Here is a 25,345-nt window from a genome sequence, read left to right as displayed (position 1 = left end):
GCCGGGGCTACGAGAGCCCTCCGCCGACGACGCCTGCGTCTTCACCGTCATCGACGGGTCCGCCGGTCGGAGCGTCCAGATCGACCTCAGCGACGAACGGCACACCAACCTCTTGTGCGACATCCCGTGAGTTCTCCTGAGTCCCGCTGAGGTCCCGAGGCCGTGGCCAGGGGCTCCTTCCTCCTTCGGGTGTTCTACCCGGAGGTGACGTAACTTCGGGATTCCTGAAGCGTTCTCAGCTCGTGCGACCGATCTGCGGTCCGGTCGAAGGCGAGGAGGCGCGGGTTGTCGGCGCTGGCGGTGGTGCGGGACCTGCGCGAGTACCGGGATCCGGTCTCGGCGGAGGAGCTGGAGCGGTTCGAGACGGACGTGTTGGCTGGGTTCGTGCTGGCGCGGGCCTCGGCGGGGCTGACGGATGGCACGATCCGCGGGGACGTCGGGCACCTGGAGCAGGTGAGGACGTGGTTCGGCCGCCCGTTGTGGGACATGGAGCCGGCCGACGCGGATACCTATTTCGGGCGGGTGCTGCGGGGCTCGCCCAGCGGCACCCGCCTGGCCCGCTCGCAGGCGCTGAGCACGTACTTCCTGTTCCTGGAGCTGCGGCACAAGGTCGAGATCCACCGGATGACGGGGCGTGTGGTCGAGTGCCCGATCGACGAGATGAACCGCCCGCGCGGCTCCAAGGACGCCCAGCTGCGGATCCCGCCGACCGCGCCGGAGGTCGGCCGGCTGTTCACCGGCTGGGGCGGCGATCTGGCGACCTGCCGCAAGTTCGCCCCGACCGCGAGGAACTACACCGCCGCGAAGCTGATGTCGCAGGTCGGACTGCGGGTGAGCGAGGCGTGCGGGCTCGACCTGGACGACATCAAGTGGCACCTGGGCCGGTTCGGCAAGCTCCATGTTCGCCTCGGCAAGGGCGCCCGCGGCTCGGGGCCGCGCGAGCGGATGGTGCCGCTGATCAACGGCGCGGACCGGACACTGCGGTGGTTCATCGAGGACGTCTGGGGCCAGTTCGACGACGACCACACCCGCCCCGGCGCCCCGCTGTTTCCCTCCGAGCGCAAGAACACCGACGGGTCGTCGCGCCGGGTCGGCGACGACGCCGTTCGGAACGGTCTTGCCGCAGCCGTTGAGGCTCATCTGCCAGGCTGGACCGAGAAGTTGACGCCACATGTCCTGCGGCACTTCTGCGCGTCCGAGCTCTACTCGGGCGGTCTGGACCTGGTTGCAATTCAGGAGGTTTTGGGACATTCCTGGATCGCCACGACGATGCGATACGTCCACGTCCAGCAGACCAGGGTGGAAGACGCTTGGGCCGCCGGGCAGCAGCGGGCCGCGAAGCGGCTGGAAGGACTGATGGGATGAAGTGGAACCTGCGGCTGACCGCCGCCAACAAGGGCATCTGGAAGGCGTCCGAGCTGCAGCGGAGCCTGGCCGAGCACGGGCTGGTCATCTCGGCCGGGAAGATGTCCGGCCTGTGGTCCGGCCAGCCGGTCTCCCTCAAGCTGGAGGACCTGGACGTCATCTGCGTCGTGCTCGGCTGCGAGATCGGCGACCTACTGATCCCCGAGCCGGCAAAGGTCTCCCGTCCCGGGCAGCAGGAGACCGGGCAAGTTACTGTCGCCGCGGCGGCGGGGCCGGCGGTGGTGCCCCGTCGCCGTGACGGGCGCTCGCTCCCCCCGATGTAATGGCCTACGTTCTGCCGGCCGGCAAGTGCAGGCCGCCGACCAGCTGCCCGGACTGCTTCGGCTGGGGCGTGCTGCCCGGCCGCGCGTGCAGTGCGTGCCAGAGCTTCCGCCGCACGGAGGAGCCCACCGAGTGCAGCGGCTGCCACCGGGTGGTGCGGCTGAAGAAGGGCTACTGCCGCCTGTGCTGGCACCAGGCGAGTCAGGACGCCAAAGGTCAAGTCACCGCGTTGCAACCGTACTTGGAGAAGGTGCGGCATCACCAGCTGTTCCTGACCAACCTCCACCGCCCTCGGTGTCCGGGCCCTCCGCGCGGCAAGCGCCGGGGACGGCCGCGGCTTCCCGACCCGGCCCCGGCACGTCCGCCGGCCTGCGGCTGGGTCCAACCAGCTCTGTTCGAGGCCCGCCGCGACTTCACCCGCTTCGACCAGCCGGGAACACGCACGGCTCGACAACCTCTGGCTGGCCTGGGCCCGGCATGCCGCCCACCGCCTGGGCGAGGCCCACGGCTGGCCCCGACGCGTCCGCCTGGACGTCGACCGGGCCCTGGTCATCGTGCTGTCCGGTCACACCGGCGGCGACGTCGTCCGGCACTCCGAGATGTTCCCGGCGCTGCGGTCTCGTGGACTCAGCGTCGAACGCACGGCGGAAGTGCTCGGCCTCATCGGCGTCTTCCTTGACGACCGGCCGTCCTCCTTCGACCGCTGGCTGGAGTCCAAGCTCGACGGCCTCGCGGCCGGCATCCGGCGGGATGTCCAGGACTGGGCCCGGCTCCTGCACGACGGCGGCCCGCGGTCCCAGCCACGGGACGTGGCAACCGTCTGGGGCTACCTCAACCGGCTGCGGCCGGCGCTTCTGGAGTGGTCGAACCGCTATGACCACCTGCGCGAGGTCACCCGCGACGACGTCCTCGCCCACCTGGCCACCGTCCACGGCTCGCAGCGCAGGCACACCCTGGTCGCCCTGCGGTCCCTGTTCGCCCGGGCGAAGAAGAGCGGCACGATCTTCAAGAACCCGACCAGCCGCATCCGGGTCGGTCAGCAGGAGAGCGGCGTCATCCAGCCCCTGGAATCCGAGGACGTCCGGTCCTCCGTCGCCGCGGTGACCCGCCCGGCCGACCGGTTGATCCTCGCGCTCGCGGCTATCCACGCCGCCCGGCCCGGTGCGATCCGTCGCCTCCAGCTCGACGACCTCGACATCGGCAACCGCCGACTCGTCATCGACGGCCGCGTCCGGCCCCTGGACGAGCTCACCCTGCAGGCCGCCCTCGCCTGGCTGGAGCACCGGCGACGCTGGCCCGACACCGCCAACCCGCACCTGCTGATCAACAAGCAGACCGCGTTGGAGACCGGCCCCATCAGCGGCGTCTCCGTCTCCGCCGCGCTTCGCGGCCAGACCGCCACCCTGGAACGGCTCCGTGTCGACCGCCAGCTCGAAGAAGCCCTCGTCCATGGCCCCGACCCGCTCCACCTCGCCGAGGTCTTCGGCCTGGCCGAGAAGACAGCCATCCGCTACGCGGAGTCGGCACGCATGCTCCTGGGTGAAGCTGCCGAGCAGTCAGCGCAGTGAAACCCGCTCGACCTGGCTACCTTCTTGAAGAGACCCTACGGGCATGGAGTTCTTCTGTTACCACCGCGACCGGCCCGGCTCCGTAGCGTTGCGCAACGAACTGCGGGAACAGCATTGGTCCTACATGGACCGGTACGCGAAGGAGCTGATCGCCCGGGGCCCGACCCTCACCAGTGACGGCGACGCTCCCACCGGCAGCGTGCACATCATCGACCTGCCTGATCCCGTCACTGCCCGCGCGTTCGCCTTCACCGAGCCGGGATACCAGGCCGGCGTCTACCGGGACGTGCTGCTGCGGCGGTGGAGCAACACGCTGGGGCGCACCATGTGGGACTTCCCCGGCGGCCGGACTGGTGGCAACCGGTACTTGGTGCTCGGCCTCGGCACAGGGCAGGCCGCTGACCTCGCCGTGCCGACCGACCGGGACGAGCTGATCGCCTACGGGCCGCTGTTGTCCGACGACGGCACCGCCTGGCTGGGCACGGCAGCGTTGCTCCGGGCGCCGGACCCGGATACCGCAGGAACCATCCTGACCCGGGACCGATACGCCGACATCGAGGTGCACAACTGGCAGTTCGGCGGGCGGCCGTCATAACCCGAGGATGTCCAGACCGACGTCACACCGGAAGCCCTTCGGATCGCTCCATCCTCGTGTTTCATCCGAACCCACGGGTCCGTCGGCCTGACGCACACCGGTGGACCCGTGGGTTCGCGCTGAAGGACCTTCGGTTTCCCTGAACCCACGGGGATCTCGGGGTGCCGTTAACGACCATGTCATGAGCCCCAAACGAGCTCACGGCCTCTCAGTGGCTGTGATCCGGGTGGCGTAGGCCCGGTACGCCTTGCGTTCGGCCGCCCCTGCCGTGTCGGCTGCGAGGGCGGCGCTCTGCTGCAGCGCGGCCCGGTGAAGTTCGAGCGGTGCGGTGATCCGAAGCGAGTGGCCTTGACCCCGGCGGATGGTCCGGCCGGACGCGAGCGCCTGGCGGACGGCTTCGTCACCGGCGGCGCGCAGGTGGTCGGCGAGCAGACCGGGCAGGTCGAGCGCCACCGCCGGGTTCGGCGCCGATACGGGCCGCTGGTCGCCGGGGTCGGCCGGGGCTGCGTCGAGATGCTCGGGCAGTTCGCGGGCGCCGGCGGCGTCCAGGACGCGGCGGATGGTCTTCGGGGCGACCTGGTGCTGCCGGGCGAGGGCCTTGACCGCGGCGTCTTCGCCGTATGCCTCGACGACCTCGGCCAGCTCGCCCGGACCGCGGACATCTCCCGCGACACCGTGTACGACGACCTGCGCGCCCGGGGGATCGACCCGAAGGACAAGGCGGCCACCGGCCGGCCCCTGCCGCGCTTCGCGCCGCTGCGCGCGGAGGCCATGCGCGAGCTCGCCGACCTGGCCGACGCCTCCGTCGGCCCGGCGATGCTCACCGTGGCACCCGATCAGCTCGCGCTGACCGCCTGGGCGATGACCGGCGCCCTGGGCCGGATCGCCGAGCTGCTGGACGACCCCGAGAACCGTCCGTGGCACCGCGACGTGCTGGCCCAGGACCTGGCCGAGCGGCTGCGTACGGCGCTCGGCCACGCGCACGCCGTCGAGGCGGCCGGGCAGACGGACCGCCAGCTGGCCAGCCGCACCCACAACCACATCCTGAGCGTCATCGAGGACGAGACCGTGGCCGGCGCCGCCGCACTCACCCTCGTCCTGCCGCCCGACGGGGACCAGGTCACCGTGCACATCGAGCACGCCCACGGCGACCGACCGCAGGGGTGGACCGTGCTCCGCTCCGACAGCCCGCTGCTGGACCCGGAGCTGGACGGCGCGGAGCACCTGGCGATCCAGGCCGCGCTGGCGACCCTGGCCGAGACCCTGGGCCGACACCTGCTGTCCGACGAGGAGAAGGACCAGAAGTCGGTGCCGCCGGTGCGGATCTGCGGCGCCCTCTACCCCCCGGTACTGCACGCTGCCGCCCGGCCACCAGCACCGTGTCCACCAGACCGCCAACGGCGCCCAGTGGCCCGTCGAGCCCACGCCGTAACCACCCGCTCGCTGCTCCGTTCCTCTCACACACCCCGTCAAGGAGACCGGAATGACGTACGACGACTTCGAGGACCGTTACGAGGCCGAGGCCCAGAACCGGCGCCGGCAGGCCGCCGACCTGGAGTACATCGCCACCTACTACGCGCTGGAGCGCCGCCTGGGCATCCGCGTCGCACTCGGCGGCCGGGTCCGCAGCGAAGGCCGCGCGGGCACCATCGTGGACACCGTCGGCCACCGGCTGCGGGTGCTGTTCGACGGGGAGGAGGCGCCGCGCATCCGCCACACCACCTCGGGCATGGAGTACGAGACGGTCGCTGGGTGGATCGCGGCCACGCCCGTTTCCGACCCCTGCGTCGGCGTTCCGGTCGGGGCGGCGTGATGTCGGTGCTCACCCTGGCGGCCCTCAAGGATTCCATCGCGGGGAACCTCGCCCCGACGGGCGTCACCGGTATCACCTTCGCCGAGCCCGGTGAGATCACCGATGCCCGCAACCGGATCCGAGGGCGGGAAGACGCCTACATGCATGTGAGCGACGGTACATATCGCGGTTGCCTGTGCGGCTACACCGTGCAGCGCCTCGGGCCCCCCGGGACGCTCGAGTGCCCCGTCTGCGTGCTTCTCGACGCCTGAACGACACAGGGCAGGCCTGGTTCGACGAGCAGCGGCGATCCGAGTGCCGCGACAACAGCGGGGAGACTGGCGAGCGTATCCGCGTCTACGTTCCGGCAGGCACCGTCGTCGACTCCTTCCCCATCGACGCCGGCGACCGGGGATGAACCTCCTGAAAGGAACAGGCCCCGCATGGCCGAGCCCTCGATCCCCGAATCGGTCGACGCCTACGAACCCGACGACCCGAAGGGTCCGCTCTGGCTGAATCGCCTACAGCTGCTGGTAGTCGAACAGGCGACGGCACCCCATAAAATAGCCACCCCCTCGGCGACGAAGGCCCCGGAGAATCTCCGGGGCCTTCGTCGTGGTCACGATCACGAAACGCCGATGCCCATTGACGACCACGACCGAGTGAACCGCTGCGCTACGAGGACCCGGTGTGGGAAGACGCCTTCGCTTCTCGCGCTGGGCCAGTGCACGGAGGTCATGGTTTCAGTGACGAACAGTCTCGGCGGAGGTCGTCAACCGACGACCGTAGCCTTTCTCTGGCGTAGACGCTCACGTACGGAACCAAGCATGGGAAGCGTCAGGCCTGAGAAGAGGAAGAGCACTGCCAGCCCGCTCAGGCCGGGGCTCACAACCTCTTCGGTCTTCAGCGGCCACGGATCGTTCAGGATATAGAAGATGATGTACGACCCTTTGGAGATGGAATACGCTATCCCCAGAGCGGCGGCCATCGAGGACAGAGAGAAGCCGGCACCGCTCCAGGGGCGGATCCCCCAGTTGCGTCGCGCCGCTCTGCCGCACATGAAAGCGAGCTCTCCACAGGTGACTAGGACGTACGAAAGGTAGACGAGTAGGTAGGCGGCGACCTTGGGGTCAGCGACGTAGGCGGTGGTGAACTGGACCTCGGACCGGTTCGTGGCCAGGAAGAGCGGCACCATGATCGCCAGTTCCACTATCGCGGCGAAGCCGCGCTGGTATATCGCGGGTTTCAGGTACTCGGGCCGGTAAGCCAGATCCACCATCGTGATCTGCAGAGCGGCGCACCACAGTATCGCGCAGACATGGGCTACTAGTTTTCCTACATTGACGATACCTGTGATGTCCTCCGCCGCTTGGGCGACTACGGGGACGGCACACAGGACGCCCAAGGTGCACACACCGAAGGCGATGGCGATGGCCCATGTGGAGACGCGTGGGTTACCCACGGCTCTCCGTGTGCAGAGTGCTGAGACGAGCAAACCGGCCACGGCGCACGTCCCGAAGATTATGCCGTCCACTTACAGCCCTTCCAATGTGTCAGCCGCATAACGTGCGGCCTCGTCTTTGCTCCGTCGGCGTTGGCGTTTGCCCGGTGCCTCGCTGGCGTCACTGACGGCGACCCGATTCAGGCCGAGGTCGGCCCGGCGCCGTTCCAAGTCTTCGATGACGCTCTGCAGTTCACTGGGCGGAAGCCCCCTGAGCAGGATCAGGACACGGCGTACGAGCGGTTCCTCGAAGGCCAGCAGGGCCTCAAGGTCGTCGTAGCTCTCATGCGGCAGCAGGTGGGCGGGCGGGACACCGCCGAGAGCTTCGCACAGGGCCGTGATCGTGTTAACAGTCGGGTTGTCCTGGGAGCCGTTGGCCAGCTTGGCGATGGTGGCATGAGACACCGAAGGGTGCTCACCCGGCAGTTCATCCACGGAAGCTGACAGCGAGCGTGACGTGTGCGCCCGGCCCCGGTGCCCGGCCATAAGTGCTTTGAGCTTCTCCGCCAAGGACAGGCGGCTGCTGCTGCTCACCACGGGCGGAAGCTACCGGATGTGGCCTGGAGGCTGTCCTGCTGGTAACTGCACACGACCATGTATCGGTCTCTCGCTCTGTCGGGGACGCGTACTCTGTGTACTTTAGTTGACACGCTCGCGTATGCAAGGCAGGATCGCGGCAGGGGGTAAATCCGCTGCGCAGCGGGACGTGTACTGAATGTGACTGCGCTGGGACTTCTAGTGTCGCGGCGTGGGCGCGCACCTGGGCCATGGATCCATGGTGGTTCGCCGAGTTGGGCGGTGGCGGACGAACTAGGAGGCTGGCGCATGCCGTATGACCTGCGGTTTGTGTCTTCAGGTCAGATGCTGCGCCGACAGGGGGGAAGAGCTGAAGGTGAAGTCAACATCGGCGATCAGGCGAGCCGTCGTGTGCGTGAGGCGCCAAGCAGGCCGTGAGTTCTCCTGGCGCACTTCAGCGCAGAGTCTCGAGCGGGCCCCTCGCGCGTCTGCGTGGTGCGTTCCCCCGGCCCGGATCTCTGCTACCGGCCGGACGAAGAACCCGTGTATGCCACGTTGGGACACCCTGGAAGACCTGATTCACGGCAAGGCCCCGTGTAGCTTCGCAACTCCGCCTCGCACACCTGCACAGGCTGCGCGGCGCAGCCTTCGTCGAGCGAGCACAACTGCCCTTATGAAGTCGTGACTTCCTGTGCGCCATCCATGGCAGCTCAATCGTCAATGGCGCATTCACGACTTTGTCCGGACAGCCCGAGGAGCGCTCGATGCCGACACTGGGCTCGCTGCCCACCGACATGCCTGAACTCAGACTGACATTCGTATGGGGCGACCCAAAGCGCGTCGGGGCCAAGGAGGTTGCCGGCGTGGTCACCATGGCTCCAGAGCAGTTACTGAATGATGGTGTTCCCGGAAACCTGCCCGATAGCTCCCTCGTCCTGATCACCAGTGCGGTGCCTTTTCGGCTCCGCGGTCGCATCACGACGGTGCTGGAAACATTGCTCCAGCACATGAGCCGGAAGGGGAGCCCAGGGCTCATCGTCAGTGCCGTTCCCGGCGCTCGTCAGCCATTTCCCCAGCCTGTCATGGATCAGGCCAAGCGCCTGGACGTTCCGCTCCTGACCACGACCGCACCTGCCGAAAGGTGGGAAGGCGTGCACGACGAAATCCAGCAGTTCAGGCTCAGGCTTGCCGAGCGCCGCGCCTCCCAACTCGGCTCACTCGTCCAGGAACTGCCCGCTCAGCTTGCCGACTCCCGGGCCATGCAGCGTATTGCGGACTGGCTCGCACGAGTCCTGGACGTTCAGGTCCTGGTCAGTGAGCCGGAGCGGGTCCTTGCCGCTTCGCCGGCCACCGCGGCCGAACAGCTCGCACAGGCCATCATCCAGCAGTCCATCGACGCCGGTCTGCCCGATGCTCCTTCCAGGCCGCATACCCAGCTCATTCCGCTGGCTCCGACCTCAGGGGTGGACACGGTACTTGCCGTGGCACGCCGAATTCCGTTCGATGAGGCGGACCTGCGGCTGCTGCGTCACGCGGCGAAGCTGTTGGGACTCGTGGACCAGGCGCACCGCGAGTACCGGGCGGCCTCCGACGCCTCCAGGGCGGCACGCAGTGCAGCTTTTGAGCTGCTTTTGGACGGTGAGGTAGCAAAGGCCCGTCGTGTCATGACCAGCATGGTGCCCGGGCTGCTGGAGCCGGATACTGCTCGTGTCTTCGTCGTGGAAACCGAGCAGGCGCATCGGGATGCCGCTGTGCGTCGTTGCAGTGCCGCCATCGGCCATCATGCTCTCGTCGTACCCGACTCAAGGAGAGCGCGAAGGATCATAATCGTGCATCCGATCCGCTCCGAGGAGGACAATGGGGCCGCCGTTTCTGCCGAGCTCACCTACCTGGTCGGCGCATTCGGAACCCATTCGTCGCTGGGCGGCAGCGGCGTCTACTCCATGACGCTTCTCGCCGATGCCCTTCACGAGGCGATCACCGCGCAGAGCTTTGCCGCACTGCAGCCAGACCCGGTAGCCCTTTCGGTACATGAGTCCGACCTCGTCGGTCTTCTTCCTCAGGCGGAAGCACAGCATTGGGCCCGTCATCTGCTGAGTCCACTGATGCGGGACGGGGCGCAGTGGGAGTCGATGCGTGAGACACTCCCGGCCGCCCTTGCCTATCCGTACACGGTGGCTGCTCGCCGGCTTCACTTGCACCGCAACACCGTCATGCGCCGTGCTGCACGGGCGGCTGAACTCCTCGACATGAATTTCGGACGGGTGGGCGACCGCATCATCGTCGCTCTGGCCCTGGAAATGGTCACGCAGAGGGAGACAGCCGTCCCGGCCGCGCTCACCGGCGCGGAACCGCCCGCGCTGACAGGCCTCCTGGCCGCCCCTCAGGTGCAGGCGTGGGCGCAGACCCTGGTCCGGCCAGTCCAGGCAGATCGGCGCGACCTTCTGACAACGGCACGTGCCTGGCTCGCCTTTGACACACATGTCGAGCCCGCGTCCCGCGCGCTCGGGCTCTCCGAGGTGACGGTTCGCTCCCATCTGCGCGCTCTTGAGAACCACATGCAGCGCGATCTGGCCACCCTTTCCGGTGTGCGCGACCTCCACGTCTCTCTGCACGTCGCTACGGGTAACCCTGGTCTTCTCACAGATCACCCTGATGACGGTCTGTGCATCATGGCCTGAGCCAGGTCAAGAATTCAGAACAGCATGCCGTTCCCTTGCGTTCGCTCACGTGAATCGTGAACCGTGTGCGGGGCTGTGCGTATTCGAGGCGGATGAAATCATCAACAACCGGCGAACGGTCTCAATGGGAATGTCTCAGGGTGGCCGGTCGGGCCCCCGGGGCGGCCATCCGTGTCAGTGGTGTGCACCCCCGGCGTGAACATCTCACGGGAGGTGCACACCTGCAGTGTCAGGTGGCTGCCAGGTGCAGAGCCGAAACTCCCAACCCGTTGGTTTGTGCAGAGGCGTAATGGCGTCGCCTACCGCATATGCATAGCGTTGCTGGTGCAAGTCGATGCCCAGTTGCGGGATGAGTGAGCTGGACCGATCCACGCCATAGCAGCGCGGTACAGGCTCTTTCTGACGTCGGGCCCCCCGAGACAACAGGGCGAACGATATGAACGTGAGGTACCTGAAAGGCCCGCCGGAACGGCGTGCTGCCGTGTCAGCGGGCGGCAGCGGATTCCGGACAGGGCCGATCCGTATCCAGACTCCCGACGCGGACAGACGTGGCGCTAGCATCCGCCGGTGCTCGTCGGCGTCGTTCAGGTCGGTCACGGGCTACCAGACCCGTGACGGGTCTTCCGTCGGGGTAGAGCATCTCCTCTCCCGGCGCGTGGTGCGCGGCAGGAACGAGGCCCGCTGCTTCGAGGCATGTGTCGTAGCCAATACGCCCCCTGGCACCGCAAACCTCCCGGATCTCGCATATGAAGGAGCGCACCGATGATCCACCCCCACCCAGAAGCGTCCAACTCTGACGAGTTCAAAGGCTTCAACGAAGCCCGGCGCATCATGTGGTGCCATGAGGCTCGTACGCGCGTGTACGAGCGGTTCAAGCAGACGAGCTTCATTGGTGACACAAACGTTGCAGCGGTCCACGTCGACAACACCACCAGGGCAGACCGCGTGTTCCTCGTGGCATTCGACAAGGCCGGCCAGCAGGTCGGCGTCGACATCCTCTACATCGACGAGCCGAATCAACACCTCGACATCGCGTCCGAGTTCGACCACGACTTCACCGGCATGGACATCGTTCCGGACTCTCGGCTTGACCAGGCCATCTCTCGTGAGAACGGCTGGGTCGTCAACCTGAAGGTACTGCGCGAGTACGAGCCCTTGGCCGATCGCCGGGCCACGCAGCGCGCGGTGTTCCTGGCGCATCTGCAGGACATGATGAAGAACGGCGAGGTCCGCGGATTCCTGTTTGGCCGGGGTGAGTCCGATGACACTGATGCGGCGTGAGAGGCCACGACCTCGTACCTCAGACGACCCCGCCGGCCAGGCTGCTGGCGGGGTCGTCTGGTCTCTGACGCTGTTGCAGTGCCGTATTTCCACAACAGGGGAGGGGATCAGCACAGCTGATCCGGGTGTCGAACCCAGGCCGGGTGCTTGGCGGGGAGACATGCCATGGACCGGCTCACGCCGGTCCCGGGTGACACCTCGCGGCGAGCCCTACGAGGCCACGCAGTTCGTCTCGACACCGTCGACCTCCAGGAGCGGCAGCCATGAGCAAACCGCCGAGCGTGGACGACCTCACGGTCCAGTTCCACAGCAACCGCGCTGACGCTACCGCGGCGAGACCACGCCCTGGCAGGCCCCTGAGGGAAGTCCCTGCCGCGCGCGTCCAGTGTCTGGATCCGGCCGAGTCTGGGATCGCGGCTCTCGCTCCCATCTGGTGGGCAGGATTACGCTCCCGCTCCGGATGGCATCCGTTCCGTGACCGAGGAAGTCGAGCGCTGGTGCATCTGTGCACGCGACTGCTGAACCAGCGGTCCCGCAGGGAAGCGGAGTCCTCCGCCTGAGAAGACGACGATGCCCTGACTGCCTCGTGGCGGCCAGGGCATCGAATCAGGCTCGGCCCGCGGCAGTTGTCCCGCCGGGTCGTCACACCTGTGGGATGAGCAGCGAAGCCCCCGCGTAGATGAGATCCGGATTCTGGATCTTGTTCGACTCGACCAGAATGCCGACCGGCACCCCCGTCGTCCCCGAGATCGCGGTGAGCGTATCGCCCGGCTCGATGGTGTACGGCTTCGCCTTCGGCGCGGGCTTCTCCTCGGCCGGTGCACCCGATCCGTTGGGCTTGTCCTCGTCGCCGCGACCGGGCGCCGGATCCTGACTTGCACCTCTCTCGTCATGCTTCCCCGTGCCGCCCTCGTTCGGCTGCTGGGCGCTGCCGCCTCCGGCGTTCTTCTCGTCGGGAGTCCCCGGTGCCTCGACCGGGGCGTGATTGCCCTGCAGTGCCTGGATGAAGCCGCCGTCGGACGTCGCGAGCTGCGTCAGGCCCCATCCGGCGAAGAGCGCCGCTCCGCCCACCATGACGCTGGCGGCGATGACGGGTCCGTTGCCGAGGCCCATCGGGCCGACGCGACTCCCAGCGGCCGCCCTCGTCTGCGCCGACGGCTTCAACGCGGTCCCCACCGGCCTCTGAACCGTAGCTGTCATCCCTGTCTCAACTCCCCTTCGAATAGTGCAAGCAGCCATTCATGTCCGACACCTTCATCCTACTCGTAGTTCAATCGAAGTTGATACAATAAGGGATTGAATGGCAGTCCGAATCGTGCCCAATAGGCCCCGCTGGCCCCCCTGAACCGCCGACCGTCAGACCGTCAGACCGTCAGACCGAACGAAGGAACCGCATCGCCATGGCCAACTACTCCATCTCCGCCGGCCGGATCGCCGAGGGTAAGAACGTCTTCATCCGCGGGAAGCTCGGCTTCGCCGTACTCGCCCGCCTCATCGAGGGCGCGGAGCTCGTCGCCAGCGACGAGCGCAGGACGAAGAACGGCATGACCCCCGTCGGCAAGCCGCACACCACCGCGACGATCACTCACGCCGAGGTCGAGTTCGCCGATGTGAACAACCCCACACTCGAGGAGCAGTTCGTCTCCGAGCGCCGCTTTGACTCGGTGAAGCGGCCCGAAACCGGACCCAACTACTCCATCGACTCCAAGGGCAGTACCCTGCCGGTCATCGCGATCCCTTCTCGGAAGGGCGACGGCACCTACGACCTGGACGAGTCCGGCCAGGAGCTCGCGCAGGGCCTCGACGTCACGCTCGTGCTGCGCACCTACAAGCCGAAGAACTTCAACAACCGGGGCCTGGCCCTCGAACAGGTGATCGTTCACGAGACGCCGCGCTACTACAGCGCCGGCGGCATCGACCAGGCTGAGCTGGCTGCGCGTGGCATCGTGCTCAACGGGACGCCGCGCCCCGTTCAGGTTGCTCTCGCACCTGCCGCCGCGGTCCCGGTGGCGACCGAGGTCGAGGACGGCCTGTCCTTCCCGGCCCCGCAGCCGGCGTCCGTACCTGTGGCTGTGGCCGCGCCGGCTCCGGTTCAGAGCGCCCTGGCGACCGCCGCTGGTGCTCCTGCTCCTGTCGCCGCTCCGGCTCAGCAGGAGAGCCTGGAGCAGAAGCTCGCGCGTCTTGAGACCGAGAACGCCTCCCTCAAGGATGCCGGTTCGGCCGTGGGCTCGCCTGTGGGACCCGGACCCTGGGACGGCTCCGGCCCGGCACAGCAGGCGGGGATCACTTACCAGGGCTGATCCACGTCGCCTATCGATGAGGCCCCCGTACTCGCATCCGTGCAGTACGGGGGTCTTGTCTTTCTCCTCTCCTCCTGACTTCTCCGATCGAGAGTGCGCGTCCCACGATGACTCCAGTCGACCCTCATGCCTGGTTTCCGCAGTTCTACGGCAACTCCGCGATCCGCACGCTCGCCAGTGCCTGTCGGTGGACCATCTCCGGACAGATCGGGGAGGAGACCCCCGGCGATCCCTCCAAGCCGCCGAAGCGCAAGGTGCCGATCGACGTGCGGCACCTGCTTGACGGCTGCACGTCCAGTTGCCAGCACGCCGGCCCACTACGCGGAGCCTTCGCCCTGGACGAGACCTGCCTGCTGACCCTCGACGAACTGACCGCGGCGATTCCGAACGCCGCGAACACCGCCTTCTACCTCCAAGCCCAGACTGACGGGCTGCTCGTCCTCGATATCGAGGCCGGCTGCCCGCCAGGTGTGGCCGCAGACCTGCTGCGGCTGCCGGGCAGCCTCTACTCGGAGCTGTCGATGTCCGGCCGGGGTTTCCATCTCGTCATGCCGCTGCCGAAGAACTTCCACGACTTCCCTATAGCCGCCGGCAAGCGCGTCCTGCGCGAGGAACACGGCTGGTACGAGCTGCTCCTGGACCACTGGTCGACCTTCACCCGCCAGCCGGTGCCCGATCGCATCGTTGCCCGTGTCAACGCAGCAACTACCGCGCCGGCCTTCACCTCCATCGAGGACCTCTACGCTCAGCTGGCCGTGAACGCCAGCGAGAGCTCCGGTGCTTCCGCATCAGTTGTAGACACCGCCGAGGACATGCCCGACATCCCGTACTCGCAGGCCATCGTTGAGCAGGCCCTGGCCAGTGCACGCCACCAGCTCCGGGACCCTGGCGACTTCAACCACGACATGTCCCGCTGGGAGTTCTCGGTTCTCGCGTCGCTCTACGGCTGGATGCGGACGCAACTGCGCGCCTACAGCGCCCTCGGAGTCGAGTATTCGGCGGGCGAAACCGCGTGGTTGCTCTACAAGGCGGCGCTCGACGTCATCCCCGCGCGCCCCAAGCACAGCGAGCGGCGCAACGGCCGGCCCTTCCTCCTCGACCGGGCGGCTGCGCTCGTGGCCGACCGAGAGGCCCGCTCCTCGTCAGCCAACTGACGCTTGGTGCCTCTTCCTGCTGCTGCTTCTGTTCCTGGTTCGTCTGCTGCTTCTGGCAGCGGGTGGGGTGGGTGACGGTTGCCGAAGCGGGGCCGATCACAGGTGGGAACAGCGCTGAATCGCGCGGAGCGCGATCGGGTGGCGATGTGCAGCGGGGCTCCATCGCGACCCATGGCGGGAGTGCAGGTCCCCGCCGGGTTCCGACGGCTCGGCACGCGCCACAGGACCGTTCACGGCCTATGCGGCCTCGGCATCGCCGGGAGCAGCAGCGCCGTCCTCCGTCGTCTCGTCCTCTCCCACGCACAGAAAAGACAACGACATGAAGTTCAACGACACCCTGACGACCCTCATCAAGCAGGCCCTTGAGGTCGGCGCGACGCCCGCCCTCATGGGCGAGCCCGGCATCGGCAAGTCCAGCTTCGTGGAGGCCCTGGCCTACTCCATGGGCACGCAGGCATTCACGCTGCCGTGCAACCAGCTCGCCGACAAGGCCGACCTCACCGGTGCGCGCCTGGTGCCATACACCAAGGACGACGGCACGCAGAGCTACAAGCAGGTCTTCTACCCGCACCAGGTGATTCAGGAGTGCATCGACTACGCCGAGAAGAACCCGCGCGAGTGGCCGATCCTCTTCCTCGACGAGATCAACCGCACTACCTCCGACGTCACCTCCGGCGCGCTGACCCTGGTCACGCTGCGCCGCATGGGGTATGTGGAGCTGCCCAAGAACGTCCGCATCGTCGTGGCCGGCAACGACAAGGGCAACGTCACCTCTCTCGACGAGGCAAGCCTGTCCCGCTTTGCGATCTTCCACGTCGAGCCCGACGCCGCCACCCTCATGTCCGTCCTCGGCGACAACATCAACCCCTGGGTGAAGACGGTACTCACCCAGTACCCCGGGCTCATCTTCCAGAAGTCGACGCCCGAGGCCATCGTCGCCGACGGCCAGGACGACGACGACAACGGCAACGTCACCATGGCCGAGCTGTTCGACGGCGGCGAGGAGATGAACCAGCTCACCACGCCGCGCACCATCGACAACCTGTCGAAGTGGCTCAACGCGGCCGACCCGCAGCAGCTGGCGCAGTACCTGGCGACCCCGATCCAGATCGGCGACCGCGAGACCTCGCTGCTGAACGAGGCCATCGAGGCCTACGTCGGGGACACCACGTTCACCACGCAGCTCGTGGCCACCATCGCCCAGGACCTGGCGAGCAACGCCGGGGGCGTGCAGCAGCGCCGGGTGAACGTCCCGAAGCCGAACTGCTACCAGAGCCTGAAGGCCGCGGCGACCGTGACCGACATGGCCGCGGTCATCGTGACGCTGACCGACAACGAGAAGTCCGGGTCGCTGCTGTACGCGCTCAAGGAGAGCGAGGACAACGCGCGCCTCATCGAGCAGCTGGCCCAGGCCATGACCCAGATCGAGCCGGAGCACACCCGCACGCTCATCGAGTTGGTGACCAGCCAGCAGATCGACCGCCAGAACCTGGAGGCCTTCATGGAGACCGACGCTCCGATCGTCAACCAGGCCAAGCCGGTCCTCTCGGCCTTCCTCTGATCGATCGATCACCGGTGGTGGGGGTCGCTGCGGGCTGCCGTCCTTGCTGCACCTCCCCACCACCGGCGGCGCTCTGGCGCCGCCTTGTCCTCAGAAGGAGACCACGACCTATGACGATCACCGTCACGAACCAGAAGCCGGCCGTACTCGACGCACTGCACACGATCTCGTGCACCGGTGACTACGACCCGATGCCGGCGATCCGGCAGACTCTCGTCGACCCGCTGCTGGAGCCGTTGAACCCCAGCGCCCCGGCGAGCATCACCGACGCCCAGGGTGCTGATCTGACGGGGGACATCCCGGATCTGGTCCTGAGCTGCCTCGGCGACACGCTGAACGTGGCCAGCGAGCAGACGGTCAAGGAGGTGCTCGGGCAGACCCTGATCAACTTCGACCAGGGCACACCGCTGCCGGTTGCCGAGCTCTTCGCCGTCCAGGCCGGGCAGCAGAACAAGATGCCCGCGCCCTCCCCGCGGGTGCTCTACACCGCGCAGGCCGATGTCCTGCCGGCCGCGAAGGCACTGCTGGCGGGGACCGGCGAGGAGAGCGCCTTCTTCGCCTCGGTCGCCTACACCTTCCACCCCGACACCCTGGGGTTCTGGTTCCAGTCCTCCGCGGCCTTCGACGGCTTCAAGACCTGGTTGTCCCAGCAGACTCAGACGATGGCCAGCGCGCTGCCGCCGGCCACCACCAAGCTGCTCAACGACTTCACGGCCCTGTCCCTGAAGGGGCTCACCGAGTCGCTGCTGGTGCGCAAGGACGACTCTGACGCCAACGACGAGCACTCCTTCGCCCGCGTGCTCGTGCACATGCTCATGAACTACGTCGAGCAGCAGCGGGCGCGGGCCAGCCGGCAGAACACCTCCCTGGACACCGGCGTCCTGCCGTTCACGGTCGGGGAGCTGTTCTGCCCGCGCTCCCTCGTCCTGGTCAACGTCGAGGCCCATGCCCGGGCGACCGCGGCGAAGATCGCGGGGGAGTGGAACCTCATCAACCAGTCGCTGGCTTCGCCGGTGAAGGTCGTCTCGAACACGTCGCTGTCCAAGCTCACGTCGCTGCCCCGGGCCGCCGCCCGGGCCGCCGCTCTGGGAGCCAAGCAGCATCCGGGACAGTCCGGCGGCCGCAGTGCCCAGGTGGCGTTCCGCAAGCAGCCGCCGAGCAAGCTGGACCTGTTCAAGGACATCACCCGTGTGCTGCGCCGGATGGGCAAGGTCAACAAGTCGCAGAACATTTTCCGCACAACGACGGCGACCTTCCTCAAGGCCAACCGCCGGAACCCGGACGACTTCAACAAGCCCGGCCGGATCACCTCGGTGCAGTACATGCCCGACCTGCACATCTACATCGACACTTCCGGTTCGATCTCCGAGGAGAACTACCAGGAGGCGGTCATGATGCTCATCCGGATCGCCAAGAAGCTCAACATCAATCTGTACTTCAACTCGTTCAGCCATTTTCTGTCCCAGGAGGTGATGCTGCGCACGGAGAACAAGTCGACGGCTCAGATCTGGAAGGAGTTCCGCAGGATCCCGAAAGTCACGGGCGGAACCGAGTACATGCAGATCTGGCAGTACATCAACGCCAGCCGGGTGCGCCAGCGCAGGCTCTCGCTCATGATCACCGACTTCGAGTGGTCGCCGCCGTCCAAGCGTCAGGACCACCCGAAGAACCTGTACTACGCGCCGTGCTCCGCCATGGACTGGTCGTCCATGGTGGACCTGGCCAAGCGTTACGCCGACTCGATGCAGCACATCGACCCGAGTATCCGGCAGAGACTGCTCGGCATGGTCGTCTGACCCTGCGCCTCCCAGCAACCGCCAGGAGCGGTGCCGTGTGAGCAACTCCGCTGACCGGCACTGCTCTTGTCGATCCTGAATTCCTCTCTCGCCCATCACGGCGAGCAGCCGCACTGTGGAGGAATCTCCGATGCGGATTCCCGCGGATGTGCTCGCAGCTCTGTCAGGCCGTACCAAGGCTGATGGCCATCGCCTGATGCTCGTCGGCCCCCGTTTGCCTCCCGCCCTGTACCAGCGCGTCAACGAGGCCCTCGAAGCGGTCGGCGGCCGATGGGCTAGGGCCGAGGGCGCTCACCTTTTCCCCGTCAAAGCCGCCGAGGCGCCCGCCCCTTGCTCACCACCGGTGAGTCGAGTGGGTTCGTCACTCAGGAAACAGTTGTCAAGCCGACCTCAAACCCGGAGGAGAACTGAAGACTATGAAGCTGTGGCAGGTGACCCGCACAGACGGCTGGGGGCGTGACGAGTATGACGCCGTCGTCGTCCGTGCCGAGAACGAGGACGAGGCGCTGCGTACTGTCTGCGGTGGCCCCAGCAGAGACCCCGCACTGGCATCGATTCGGTACTTCGATGACGAGCCGTTGCGGGGGTTCCGCCTTGATCGGTCCAACGCCAAGGTCGAGGAGCTTACTTCCGAGGGGCCATCCGGCATGGTCATTGGGAGCTTCAACGCTGCATAACCCGTGCTGAAATCGAAAGCCATTCTGGCCTACACCCGACATCCCAGCCCAGGACGCGCAGGAACTCGGAAACCCGGCCGACATCGCCGCGGAGATCGTCGCTGATCTTCGCAAGGCAGTCGCCGCTTTCGAGGAGGTCGCTGCCACGCTCACCAAGCCTGCGCCCATCACCGCGCCGGGCGCTGTCGAGGCCACCTGATCCGGCTGCCCCTCGGAGACCGTCAAGAGCAGTGCTGCTTTGGCAACCCCTGACTTTCCCCCTTACCCATCCATATCCCCGCTCGGGACACCGTGGCGCATCCGCCCAGCGCGCCACCACGCCGAGCGACCCGCACCGAAGGAGGACCCGGTGGGTCTCAGCAACTTCACACCCGGCGGCTCCGACGACGACAAGGGCAACGGCGGTGGCGGCAGCTTCCCTCCGCAGTTCCCGTCCGGGGCACTGCCGTCCAGCGGTGGCAGCGCCGATGACGTCAAGGAGCTCCTCGTCGACTACAACGAGAAGTTCAAGAACGCCGATCCGACCATGTTCCGTGACACGCTCATCGGGCAGGTCCTCTCGGTCATCATCAGCAAGACCAAGCCCAACACGCTGCTGGTCGGTTCCGCCGGCGTCGGCAAGACGAAGATCGTCGAGGACATCGCACGGCGCATCGCGCTCGGCGACGCCCTCATTCCCGACCAGCTCAAGAACTACACGATCTACGAGCTGCCCATCACCAACATCATCGCCGGGACCGGCATCGTCGGCTCACTGGAGGAGAAGGTCAAGGCGATCGTCGAGTTCGCCTCGGATCCCAAGAACAAGGCCATCCTGTTCATGGACGAGATCCACCAGATCACCGGAGGGTCCGGCAGCCACGGCGACGCCGTCGGCCGCAAGATCTCGCAGATCCTCAAGCCGGCCCTGGCCCGCGGCGACATGTCCGTCATCGGTGCGACCACCAGCACCGAATCCCGGGCCTTCGACGAGGATCCGGCCTTCGCCCGTCGCTTCACCCGGCTCATCGTCGACGAACTGAGCGTGGAGCAGACCCTGGCCGTGATGAACACGGTCCGTCCCGGCCTGATGGCGCACTATTGTCACCAGATCGGGGTCTCCGACGACGTCCTGGCCTCGGTGGTACAGATCGCCGAAACGAACTCCCGGGCTGGCCAGCACCGGCCGGACAACGCCATCACGCTGCTCGACCGGGCGATGGCCGATCGGGTCCTGGAGCAGAAGAAACTCATCGTCCAGGCCGAGGTCGCCGGCGACACGGCACTCGCGCAGACCTTGCGATCCATGCCGCAGGTGCCGCTGACGAACACCCGGGTGCTCGATGTGGCCAAGCGCCTGATGACCGGAAACGCCCAGCGCAAGGATCTCGACGTCGCCGTGCTGAGCGCCACGCTCACCAGCCGCCTGCAGGGCCAGGACGACGTACTCGCGAAGCTCACGGACCGTCTGGCCCGCGAAGAACTCGACCTGTTCCCGACAAGGACACCCACGACGTGGCTGTTCGCCGGGGCCTCGGGTGTGGGGAAGACTGAGGCGGTCAAGATCATCGCTGAGGAGATGACCGGCAGTGAGCCGATCATCCTCAACATGACCGAATTCCACGGCGAGTGGTCGACGTCGAAGATCATCGGCGCACCTCCCGGCTATGTCGGATCGGACTCCAACCAGGAGCTCCCGTTCGACACGCTGGAGTCCAACCCCCACCGGGTGATCTTGCTCGACGAGTTCGAGAAGGCCGACAAGGCCGTGCAGCGCCTGTTCCTCTCGGCGTTCGACGAAGGCTACATCCGCAACGCCCGCGGCAAGATACTGGACTTCTCCAAGGCCTTGGTCATCTGCACGACCAACGCCGCCCGTGATTCGCTCGACGGCAAGATGGTCGGCTTCGGCAACAACCCGAAGACCGTCTCGAACCAGAGCCTCAACAAGGCGCTGGTGCAGTTCTTCGACGCCGAGCTGCTGGGCCGGTTCTCACTGATCGTGGGGTTCAACCCCATCGACCGGCAGACCTACCGGCTGATCATGGCCGCCGACTACGAGCGGCAGCGTGAGCGGATCGCCGAGGCCAAGCCGCGGCTGGCCCAGGCGCTGCCCGTGGCGATGCCCGACGACGAGCTGCGCGCCATCGAAGAGGCCACCTACGTGGACTCCCAGGGGGCGCGGCCGGCGCGCAAGGCTGTTCGCACCTGGATCGAGGACTACCTGCTCGCTGCCCAGACCGGTGGCACATCCTCGACATCCCCGTCGGACGACTGAACGGCCGCCCGGATCGCCTGAGCGCTCCCGTTCAGGATGCTCAAAGCGCAGGAGCCCTCGGCGTCCTCACCTCCACGCCTTCACAGCTCAGAAAGGTAGGTCTCTGTCGGTTATGGCCTGGATCCAGACCCTCAATGCGACGTCCCCGAAGGGGCAGCGAGTGGAGTACTGGCAGAACCCGGGAGGGGGATACTCCCTGGCTGAGTCCCCAGCGCTGGTACGGGTGTCCGGTCACACCGTGGTCAACGGCTGGTCATGTGATGGCGAGACGTATGCGGAGTACGCGCGCATCGTGCGCGAGGGGCACGTCCCTGTCGGCACCGACGCGCACGAGGAGGCGTGATCATGAAGTAGGACGAGTGCGGGAGCGGTATGACCGTGCGGGACACCCGTACCGCAGAGATGTTCACGGTCGTCGGTCGTCGTGGAGTCACCGACGACGGCATCGCCACTGCCACCGACTGCGGTGCGTGGGCCGAGCAGGCCGAGCCGAACTCTGACGGTATCAAGGAACTGTGGGTCGTTCACTGGTCGCACCTTGAGCGCGTAGCCGACTGATCCTCCGGATCATCGGGCGCACCCCTTGCCGGGTGCGCCTTCCTTGTCAGCCCCTTGGACCTCAATGCCGTCGACGGTCCCGACCGGCGCTGTGACTCGCCATCGAAGTGAGATGAGCTGCCGATGAACGACCGCGCGCCTGGGTGACGCGCGGCGTCCGGGGCGTGGCTTCGCCGCATACCCCGGATTCAGAGGCCTGACGGCCCCTGACGGGTGGGTTGAGGGGAGAACCGGCGGGGCTCGCCGACTGAGGAGAGCCCCGCCCGTGTTCGTACCTGCCCCCGGGATCCAGCCCTGTCGCGGTGCATCCGTTCGCCTTTGAGTATTGGACTGACTGTCTACCTCTTGTCGGAATTGCTGCGCGAAGCGATTCAAGCTCTCTCAATCCGCCTCTCGAACCATCGAAGAAAGGCAACGACATGCCTGTCCTGCTTGATGACCTCGATCTCTCGGCCAATGCCGTTGCCCAGAAGGCCGTCGACCCGAAGTTCTTCTCCTCGAAGCTCACCGGCAACGGAAAGAAGCTCGGCCTGCTCAACGAGTCCCTGCTGCCGATCAACACTGCCACCAACACCGCCTACGCCAAGGCCACCGACATCGAGGTCAAGCAGAGCTCGACGCAGCACGACATCACCACGACATCGATCCCGCTCGCACCGATCACGCGCCGCGCTCTGAACGCAGGCGGGTCCTTCACCCTGCCGACCCCACACGCCGACGACCGCTTCGCTGTCGACACCTCGTCCAACCGATTCGACGACTGGAACGTCGCCTTCGACATGACCCCGCAGGCGCTCGTGTTCTACGAGGACAAGTCCGGCGGCACGTCCACGCGCGACCTCGTCATCCAGTACCGGATGGAGCTGTACTTCTTCAAAAAGGGGCTCTCCGAGCCCGAGCGCGCCACCGCGGTCGCACGCGCGGCCGGCTACGGCAACCACAACGCCTCCGTCTTCCTCCAGTGGGACACCAGCCCGCTGGACAACGCTCGCGACTACGTCCAGGACGTGCTCACATCCGCCGGCCTGACCGCCTCCAACCTCGACGATGAGTTCGACGAGTGGATGCGCCAGTACCCGATCTACGAGCGCATCACGCGCCTGGCCCAGATCTGGGACTCCGAGACGATCGCCGACGAGGTCTGCCGCTACATCCAGGACATGCCCGCGAGCCCGACGGAACAGCAGCTGAACATGCTCGCCATCCAGCTGCGCTACCTGGAGAACTACAACGCCCCACTGGAGGCATACCGCCAGATCCACAAGCAGATCGACGCGACCTTCTCCGACCGGGTCGCCACGCAGCTGTCGAAGCAGAACCTCAGCCTGCTGATGAACCACACGCTCGACCACCTGGAGCAGATGAAGGCCCAGCTGGTCGTACCCGCGCAGCCGGCCACGCCTCCGGCACTGCCGGCCCACCTGTCCAAGCAGCAGCTCGACGCGCTCACCACGCACGAGCCGCTGGTGATGACGCAGGCGGGAGCCGGAACCGGCAAGTCGACCGTGATCCTCGAACGCATCAAGTACCTCGAAATCTGCGGGGTCCCCGCCTCGGACATCACGGTGCTGTCGTTCACCAACGCCGCGGCCGACAACATCACGGAGAAGAACCCGGACGTCGGCTCGATGACGATCGCCAAGATGATCATTGACATCTACTCGATGAACCACCCGCGGCACAAGGTCTCGGCCATCGACACCATCATCAACTCGATCGACATCTTCTACCCGAACAGCCAGTTCGCGGCGACGTTCCGCCACCGCCTGCTGGAGCTCGACCAGAACAGGACCGGTGCCTTCACGGCCCTGAACACCTTCGTCGAGAGCCACTTCGACGAGGTGATATCCCTTCTCGACCGCATCGAGCAGACGTCGCTGGAGCTGCAGATCATCATCTGCTACCAGAAGATCGACGACATGGCCGAGCCGGCCCACGTGCAGTCGAAGTACCTCATCATCGACGAGGTACAGGACAACAGCGTGTTCGAGTTCATCTACGTACTGAAGTACATCACCAAGCACGCTCAGTCCCTGTTCATCGTCGGCGATGCCTCGCAGACGCTGTACGAGTTCCGCTCAGCGAACCCGCGCGCGCTCAACACACTGGAGGGCTCAGGGGTCTTCGCGACCTTCAAGCTCACGACGAACTACCGGAGCAACCAGGAGATCCTGGACTTCGCGAACGTCGTGCTCGGCGGACTGGAGACCAACCAGATCGCCAACATCCAACTGCAGGCGAACTCGCTCGCAATGCCTACGGCGGACTCGTTCCAGGAGAAGGTCATTCTGGAGTACCGCGAGGTGGCCAGGCTCACTGGGTTCGTCACCCAGGACCTGCCGGCGATCGTGCGCAACACGGTCATCCCCGACTACGTGGGCAAGTGCCTGGACCGGGGCGAGCAGGTGGCCTTCCTGGCCTTCTCGCGCGCCGAAGTGTCCCTGATCCAGGATGTGCTCGAAAAGCGCTACCCGCACCGTCGCGTCGCCTCTCTGGTCAGCGACCGCGTCTACGCCACGGACATCTTCTCCAAGTACATCAAGTTCTTCTGGAACGACGTCCTGCAGGCACCGCCGACCAACGCCGCGTTCGTGGTCTCCCAGGGGATCAAGGACAACATGGACAAGCTGACGAAGAACGCTGCCAACGCCAACGTTGCGAAGGCGATCCTGCGCACGATCTCCGAGTGGTGGATCGAGAACAGCACGACCATCAACGGCTGGGTCACGCTCTGCCACCAGGGCACGCTCACGCACGAGGCATTCTTCGATCGGCTGCGCGACAACCTCCTCTCCTTCGAGATTCAGCGGAACCAGCAGAAGCTGAACATCAACAAGCAGAAGAACCAGGAACGTAAGCGGAAGAACCTCGAGTCCAAGGCCGACCTGATCGTTTCGACGATCCACGGCGCCAAGGGCCTCGAATTCGACAACACTGTCGTCCTCTACAGGGAGGACACGAAGATGACCCAAGACACCAAGCGGATGTTCTACGTCGCCTTCACCCGTGCCATGAGGAGCCAGTACGTACTCGGCTACGGCACCGTGAAGAACCCCCCGATCCAGAGCAGCTACGAGCAGATCGTGACGGCTCTGACCGAGCGCGACAAGAGGAACGCCGCTCGCGCCCTCGGCATCGATCCGGATCTCCTGGACGACAACGACAGCGCTGCTCCCAGCAGCGCCGACGACCGCTCCGCGGTCACCGCGGCCGTCTGACCAACCGCCGCCACCTCATGCCGCAGGGGCGGGTGTCTCGCTCGTCGAGAACACCCGCCCCAGGGCCTCCAACTGCCGAAGGGCGGGTTCCTCCTCACGGACACCACCGTTCAGAACTTCGCCGCCCCGGACATCACGCCTGACGGCCGCCCCGCGATCCGCTTCACCGTAGGCATGGTGCCTCCTCTCACCCCTCGTAGCCAT

21 protein-coding genes are annotated in these 25,345 nt (G+C 66.5%); 17 read left to right on the top strand and 4 right to left on the bottom strand.

Features of this window, described 5'->3' with window-relative positions; translation table 11 throughout:
- The first annotated feature begins 285 nt into the window (after window positions 1–285).
- From ACIO5D_RS16230 to ACIO5D_RS16215, 4 genes are all read left to right on the top strand, one after another.
- The gene (locus ACIO5D_RS16230) at window positions 286–1,365 is read left to right on the top strand and encodes a tyrosine-type recombinase/integrase (RefSeq protein ID WP_400759351.1); all 1,080 of its coding nucleotides are present in this window, start codon (window positions 286–288) and stop codon (window positions 1,363–1,365) included.
- Entirely contained in the window at window positions 1,362–1,688 is a 327-nt protein-coding gene (locus ACIO5D_RS16225) for a helix-turn-helix domain-containing protein (protein ID WP_400759354.1), read from the top strand. The genes ACIO5D_RS16230 and ACIO5D_RS16225 overlap by 4 nt, the downstream gene beginning before the upstream one ends.
- 552 nt (window positions 1,689–2,240) lie before the next feature.
- Window positions 2,241–3,254, top strand: a complete 1,014-nt coding sequence (locus ACIO5D_RS16220; RefSeq protein ID WP_400795688.1) for a hypothetical protein — start codon at window positions 2,241–2,243, stop codon at window positions 3,252–3,254.
- A 43-nt stretch (window positions 3,255–3,297) separates the two neighbouring features.
- Entirely contained in the window at window positions 3,298–3,849 is a 552-nt protein-coding gene (locus ACIO5D_RS16215; RefSeq protein ID WP_400759359.1) for a YciI family protein, read from the top strand.
- Window positions 3,850–4,047: 198 nt separating this feature from the next.
- Here ACIO5D_RS16215 and ACIO5D_RS16210 read toward each other — a convergent pair whose 3' ends face one another.
- Window positions 4,048–5,124, bottom strand: a complete 1,077-nt coding sequence (locus tag ACIO5D_RS16210) for a hypothetical protein (RefSeq protein ID WP_400795685.1) — start codon at window positions 5,122–5,124, stop codon at window positions 4,048–4,050.
- A 208-nt stretch (window positions 5,125–5,332) separates the two neighbouring features.
- Here ACIO5D_RS16210 and ACIO5D_RS16205 point away from each other — a divergent pair, with 208 nt between their 5' ends.
- Together ACIO5D_RS16205 and ACIO5D_RS16200 are read left to right on the top strand one after the other, a co-directional pair.
- A complete protein-coding gene (locus tag ACIO5D_RS16205) occupies window positions 5,333–5,662 on the top strand; it encodes a hypothetical protein (RefSeq protein ID WP_400763440.1) in 330 nt (109 codons plus the stop codon).
- The gene (locus ACIO5D_RS16200; RefSeq protein ID WP_400763443.1) at window positions 5,662–5,913 is read left to right on the top strand and encodes a hypothetical protein; all 252 of its coding nucleotides are present in this window, start codon (window positions 5,662–5,664) and stop codon (window positions 5,911–5,913) included. Before ACIO5D_RS16205 ends, ACIO5D_RS16200 begins: the two co-directional genes overlap by 1 nt.
- 500 nt (window positions 5,914–6,413) lie before the next feature.
- Here ACIO5D_RS16200 and ACIO5D_RS16195 read toward each other — a convergent pair whose 3' ends face one another.
- Window positions 6,414–7,175, bottom strand: a complete 762-nt coding sequence (locus ACIO5D_RS16195; protein WP_400760316.1) for a hypothetical protein — start codon at window positions 7,173–7,175, stop codon at window positions 6,414–6,416.
- The gene (locus ACIO5D_RS16190) at window positions 7,176–7,679 is read right to left on the bottom strand and encodes a helix-turn-helix domain-containing protein (RefSeq protein ID WP_400795682.1); all 504 of its coding nucleotides are present in this window, start codon (window positions 7,677–7,679) and stop codon (window positions 7,176–7,178) included. It abuts the gene before it with no gap.
- 743 nt (window positions 7,680–8,422) lie between these two features.
- On the opposite strand from ACIO5D_RS16190, the gene ACIO5D_RS16185 reads away from it, so the two are divergent.
- Window positions 8,423–10,339, top strand: a complete 1,917-nt coding sequence (locus ACIO5D_RS16185) for a helix-turn-helix domain-containing protein (protein ID WP_400760321.1) — start codon at window positions 8,423–8,425, stop codon at window positions 10,337–10,339.
- A gap of 762 nt (window positions 10,340–11,101) precedes the next feature.
- Window positions 11,102–11,620, top strand: coding sequence for a hypothetical protein (locus tag ACIO5D_RS16180; protein ID WP_400760323.1), 519 nt, complete (start codon window positions 11,102–11,104; stop codon window positions 11,618–11,620).
- 642 nt (window positions 11,621–12,262) lie between these two features.
- Here the strand turns inward: ACIO5D_RS16180 and ACIO5D_RS16175 are convergent.
- Window positions 12,263–12,733 (bottom strand): LysM peptidoglycan-binding domain-containing protein, encoded by a 471-nt coding sequence (locus ACIO5D_RS16175; RefSeq protein WP_400795679.1) that lies wholly within the window; start codon window positions 12,731–12,733, stop codon window positions 12,263–12,265.
- Window positions 12,734–13,020: 287 nt separating this feature from the next.
- Between ACIO5D_RS16175 and ACIO5D_RS16170 the strand changes: the two genes are divergently transcribed.
- The 9 genes from ACIO5D_RS16170 (at window position 13,021) to ACIO5D_RS16130 (ending at window position 25,141) form a co-directional block, all read left to right on the top strand.
- A complete protein-coding gene (locus ACIO5D_RS16170) occupies window positions 13,021–13,920 on the top strand; it encodes a hypothetical protein (RefSeq protein WP_400795676.1) in 900 nt (299 codons plus the stop codon).
- Between the two features lie 107 nt (window positions 13,921–14,027).
- Window positions 14,028–15,074, top strand: coding sequence for a hypothetical protein (locus tag ACIO5D_RS16165; RefSeq protein ID WP_400795674.1), 1,047 nt, complete (start codon window positions 14,028–14,030; stop codon window positions 15,072–15,074).
- A 319-nt stretch (window positions 15,075–15,393) separates the two neighbouring features.
- Window positions 15,394–16,635 carry an AAA family ATPase gene (locus ACIO5D_RS16160; RefSeq protein ID WP_400760334.1) on the top strand — a complete coding sequence of 414 codons (1,242 nt, stop codon included), beginning with the start codon at window positions 15,394–15,396 and terminating at the stop codon, window positions 16,633–16,635.
- 110 nt (window positions 16,636–16,745) lie between these two features.
- Window positions 16,746–18,431, top strand: a complete 1,686-nt coding sequence (locus tag ACIO5D_RS16155; RefSeq protein ID WP_400795671.1) for a hypothetical protein — start codon at window positions 16,746–16,748, stop codon at window positions 18,429–18,431.
- A 416-nt stretch (window positions 18,432–18,847) separates the two neighbouring features.
- On the top strand, window positions 18,848–19,108 hold the full coding sequence (locus ACIO5D_RS16150) for a hypothetical protein (RefSeq protein ID WP_400760340.1): 261 nt from the start codon (window positions 18,848–18,850) through the stop codon (window positions 19,106–19,108).
- A gap of 238 nt (window positions 19,109–19,346) precedes the next feature.
- Window positions 19,347–21,365 carry an AAA family ATPase gene (locus ACIO5D_RS16145; protein ID WP_400795668.1) on the top strand — a complete coding sequence of 673 codons (2,019 nt, stop codon included), beginning with the start codon at window positions 19,347–19,349 and terminating at the stop codon, window positions 21,363–21,365.
- Window positions 21,366–21,525: 160 nt separating this feature from the next.
- Complete coding sequence (locus ACIO5D_RS16140) at window positions 21,526–21,708, top strand: hypothetical protein (RefSeq protein WP_400795665.1); 183 nt, start codon at window positions 21,526–21,528, stop codon at window positions 21,706–21,708.
- Between the two features lie 29 nt (window positions 21,709–21,737).
- Window positions 21,738–21,923, top strand: coding sequence for a hypothetical protein (locus ACIO5D_RS16135; RefSeq protein ID WP_400760345.1), 186 nt, complete (start codon window positions 21,738–21,740; stop codon window positions 21,921–21,923).
- Between the two features lie 419 nt (window positions 21,924–22,342).
- Window positions 22,343–25,141, top strand: coding sequence for a UvrD-helicase domain-containing protein (locus ACIO5D_RS16130; protein WP_400795663.1), 2,799 nt, complete (start codon window positions 22,343–22,345; stop codon window positions 25,139–25,141).
- Window positions 25,142–25,345: the final 204 nt, after the last annotated feature.

The organism is Kitasatospora sp. NPDC087315 (assembly GCF_044744345.1).
Taxonomy (GTDB): domain Bacteria; phylum Actinomycetota; class Actinomycetes; order Streptomycetales; family Streptomycetaceae; genus Kitasatospora.
The sequence above is the reverse complement of the archived record's forward strand: the minus strand, read 5'-3'. Positions and strand labels throughout refer to the sequence as shown.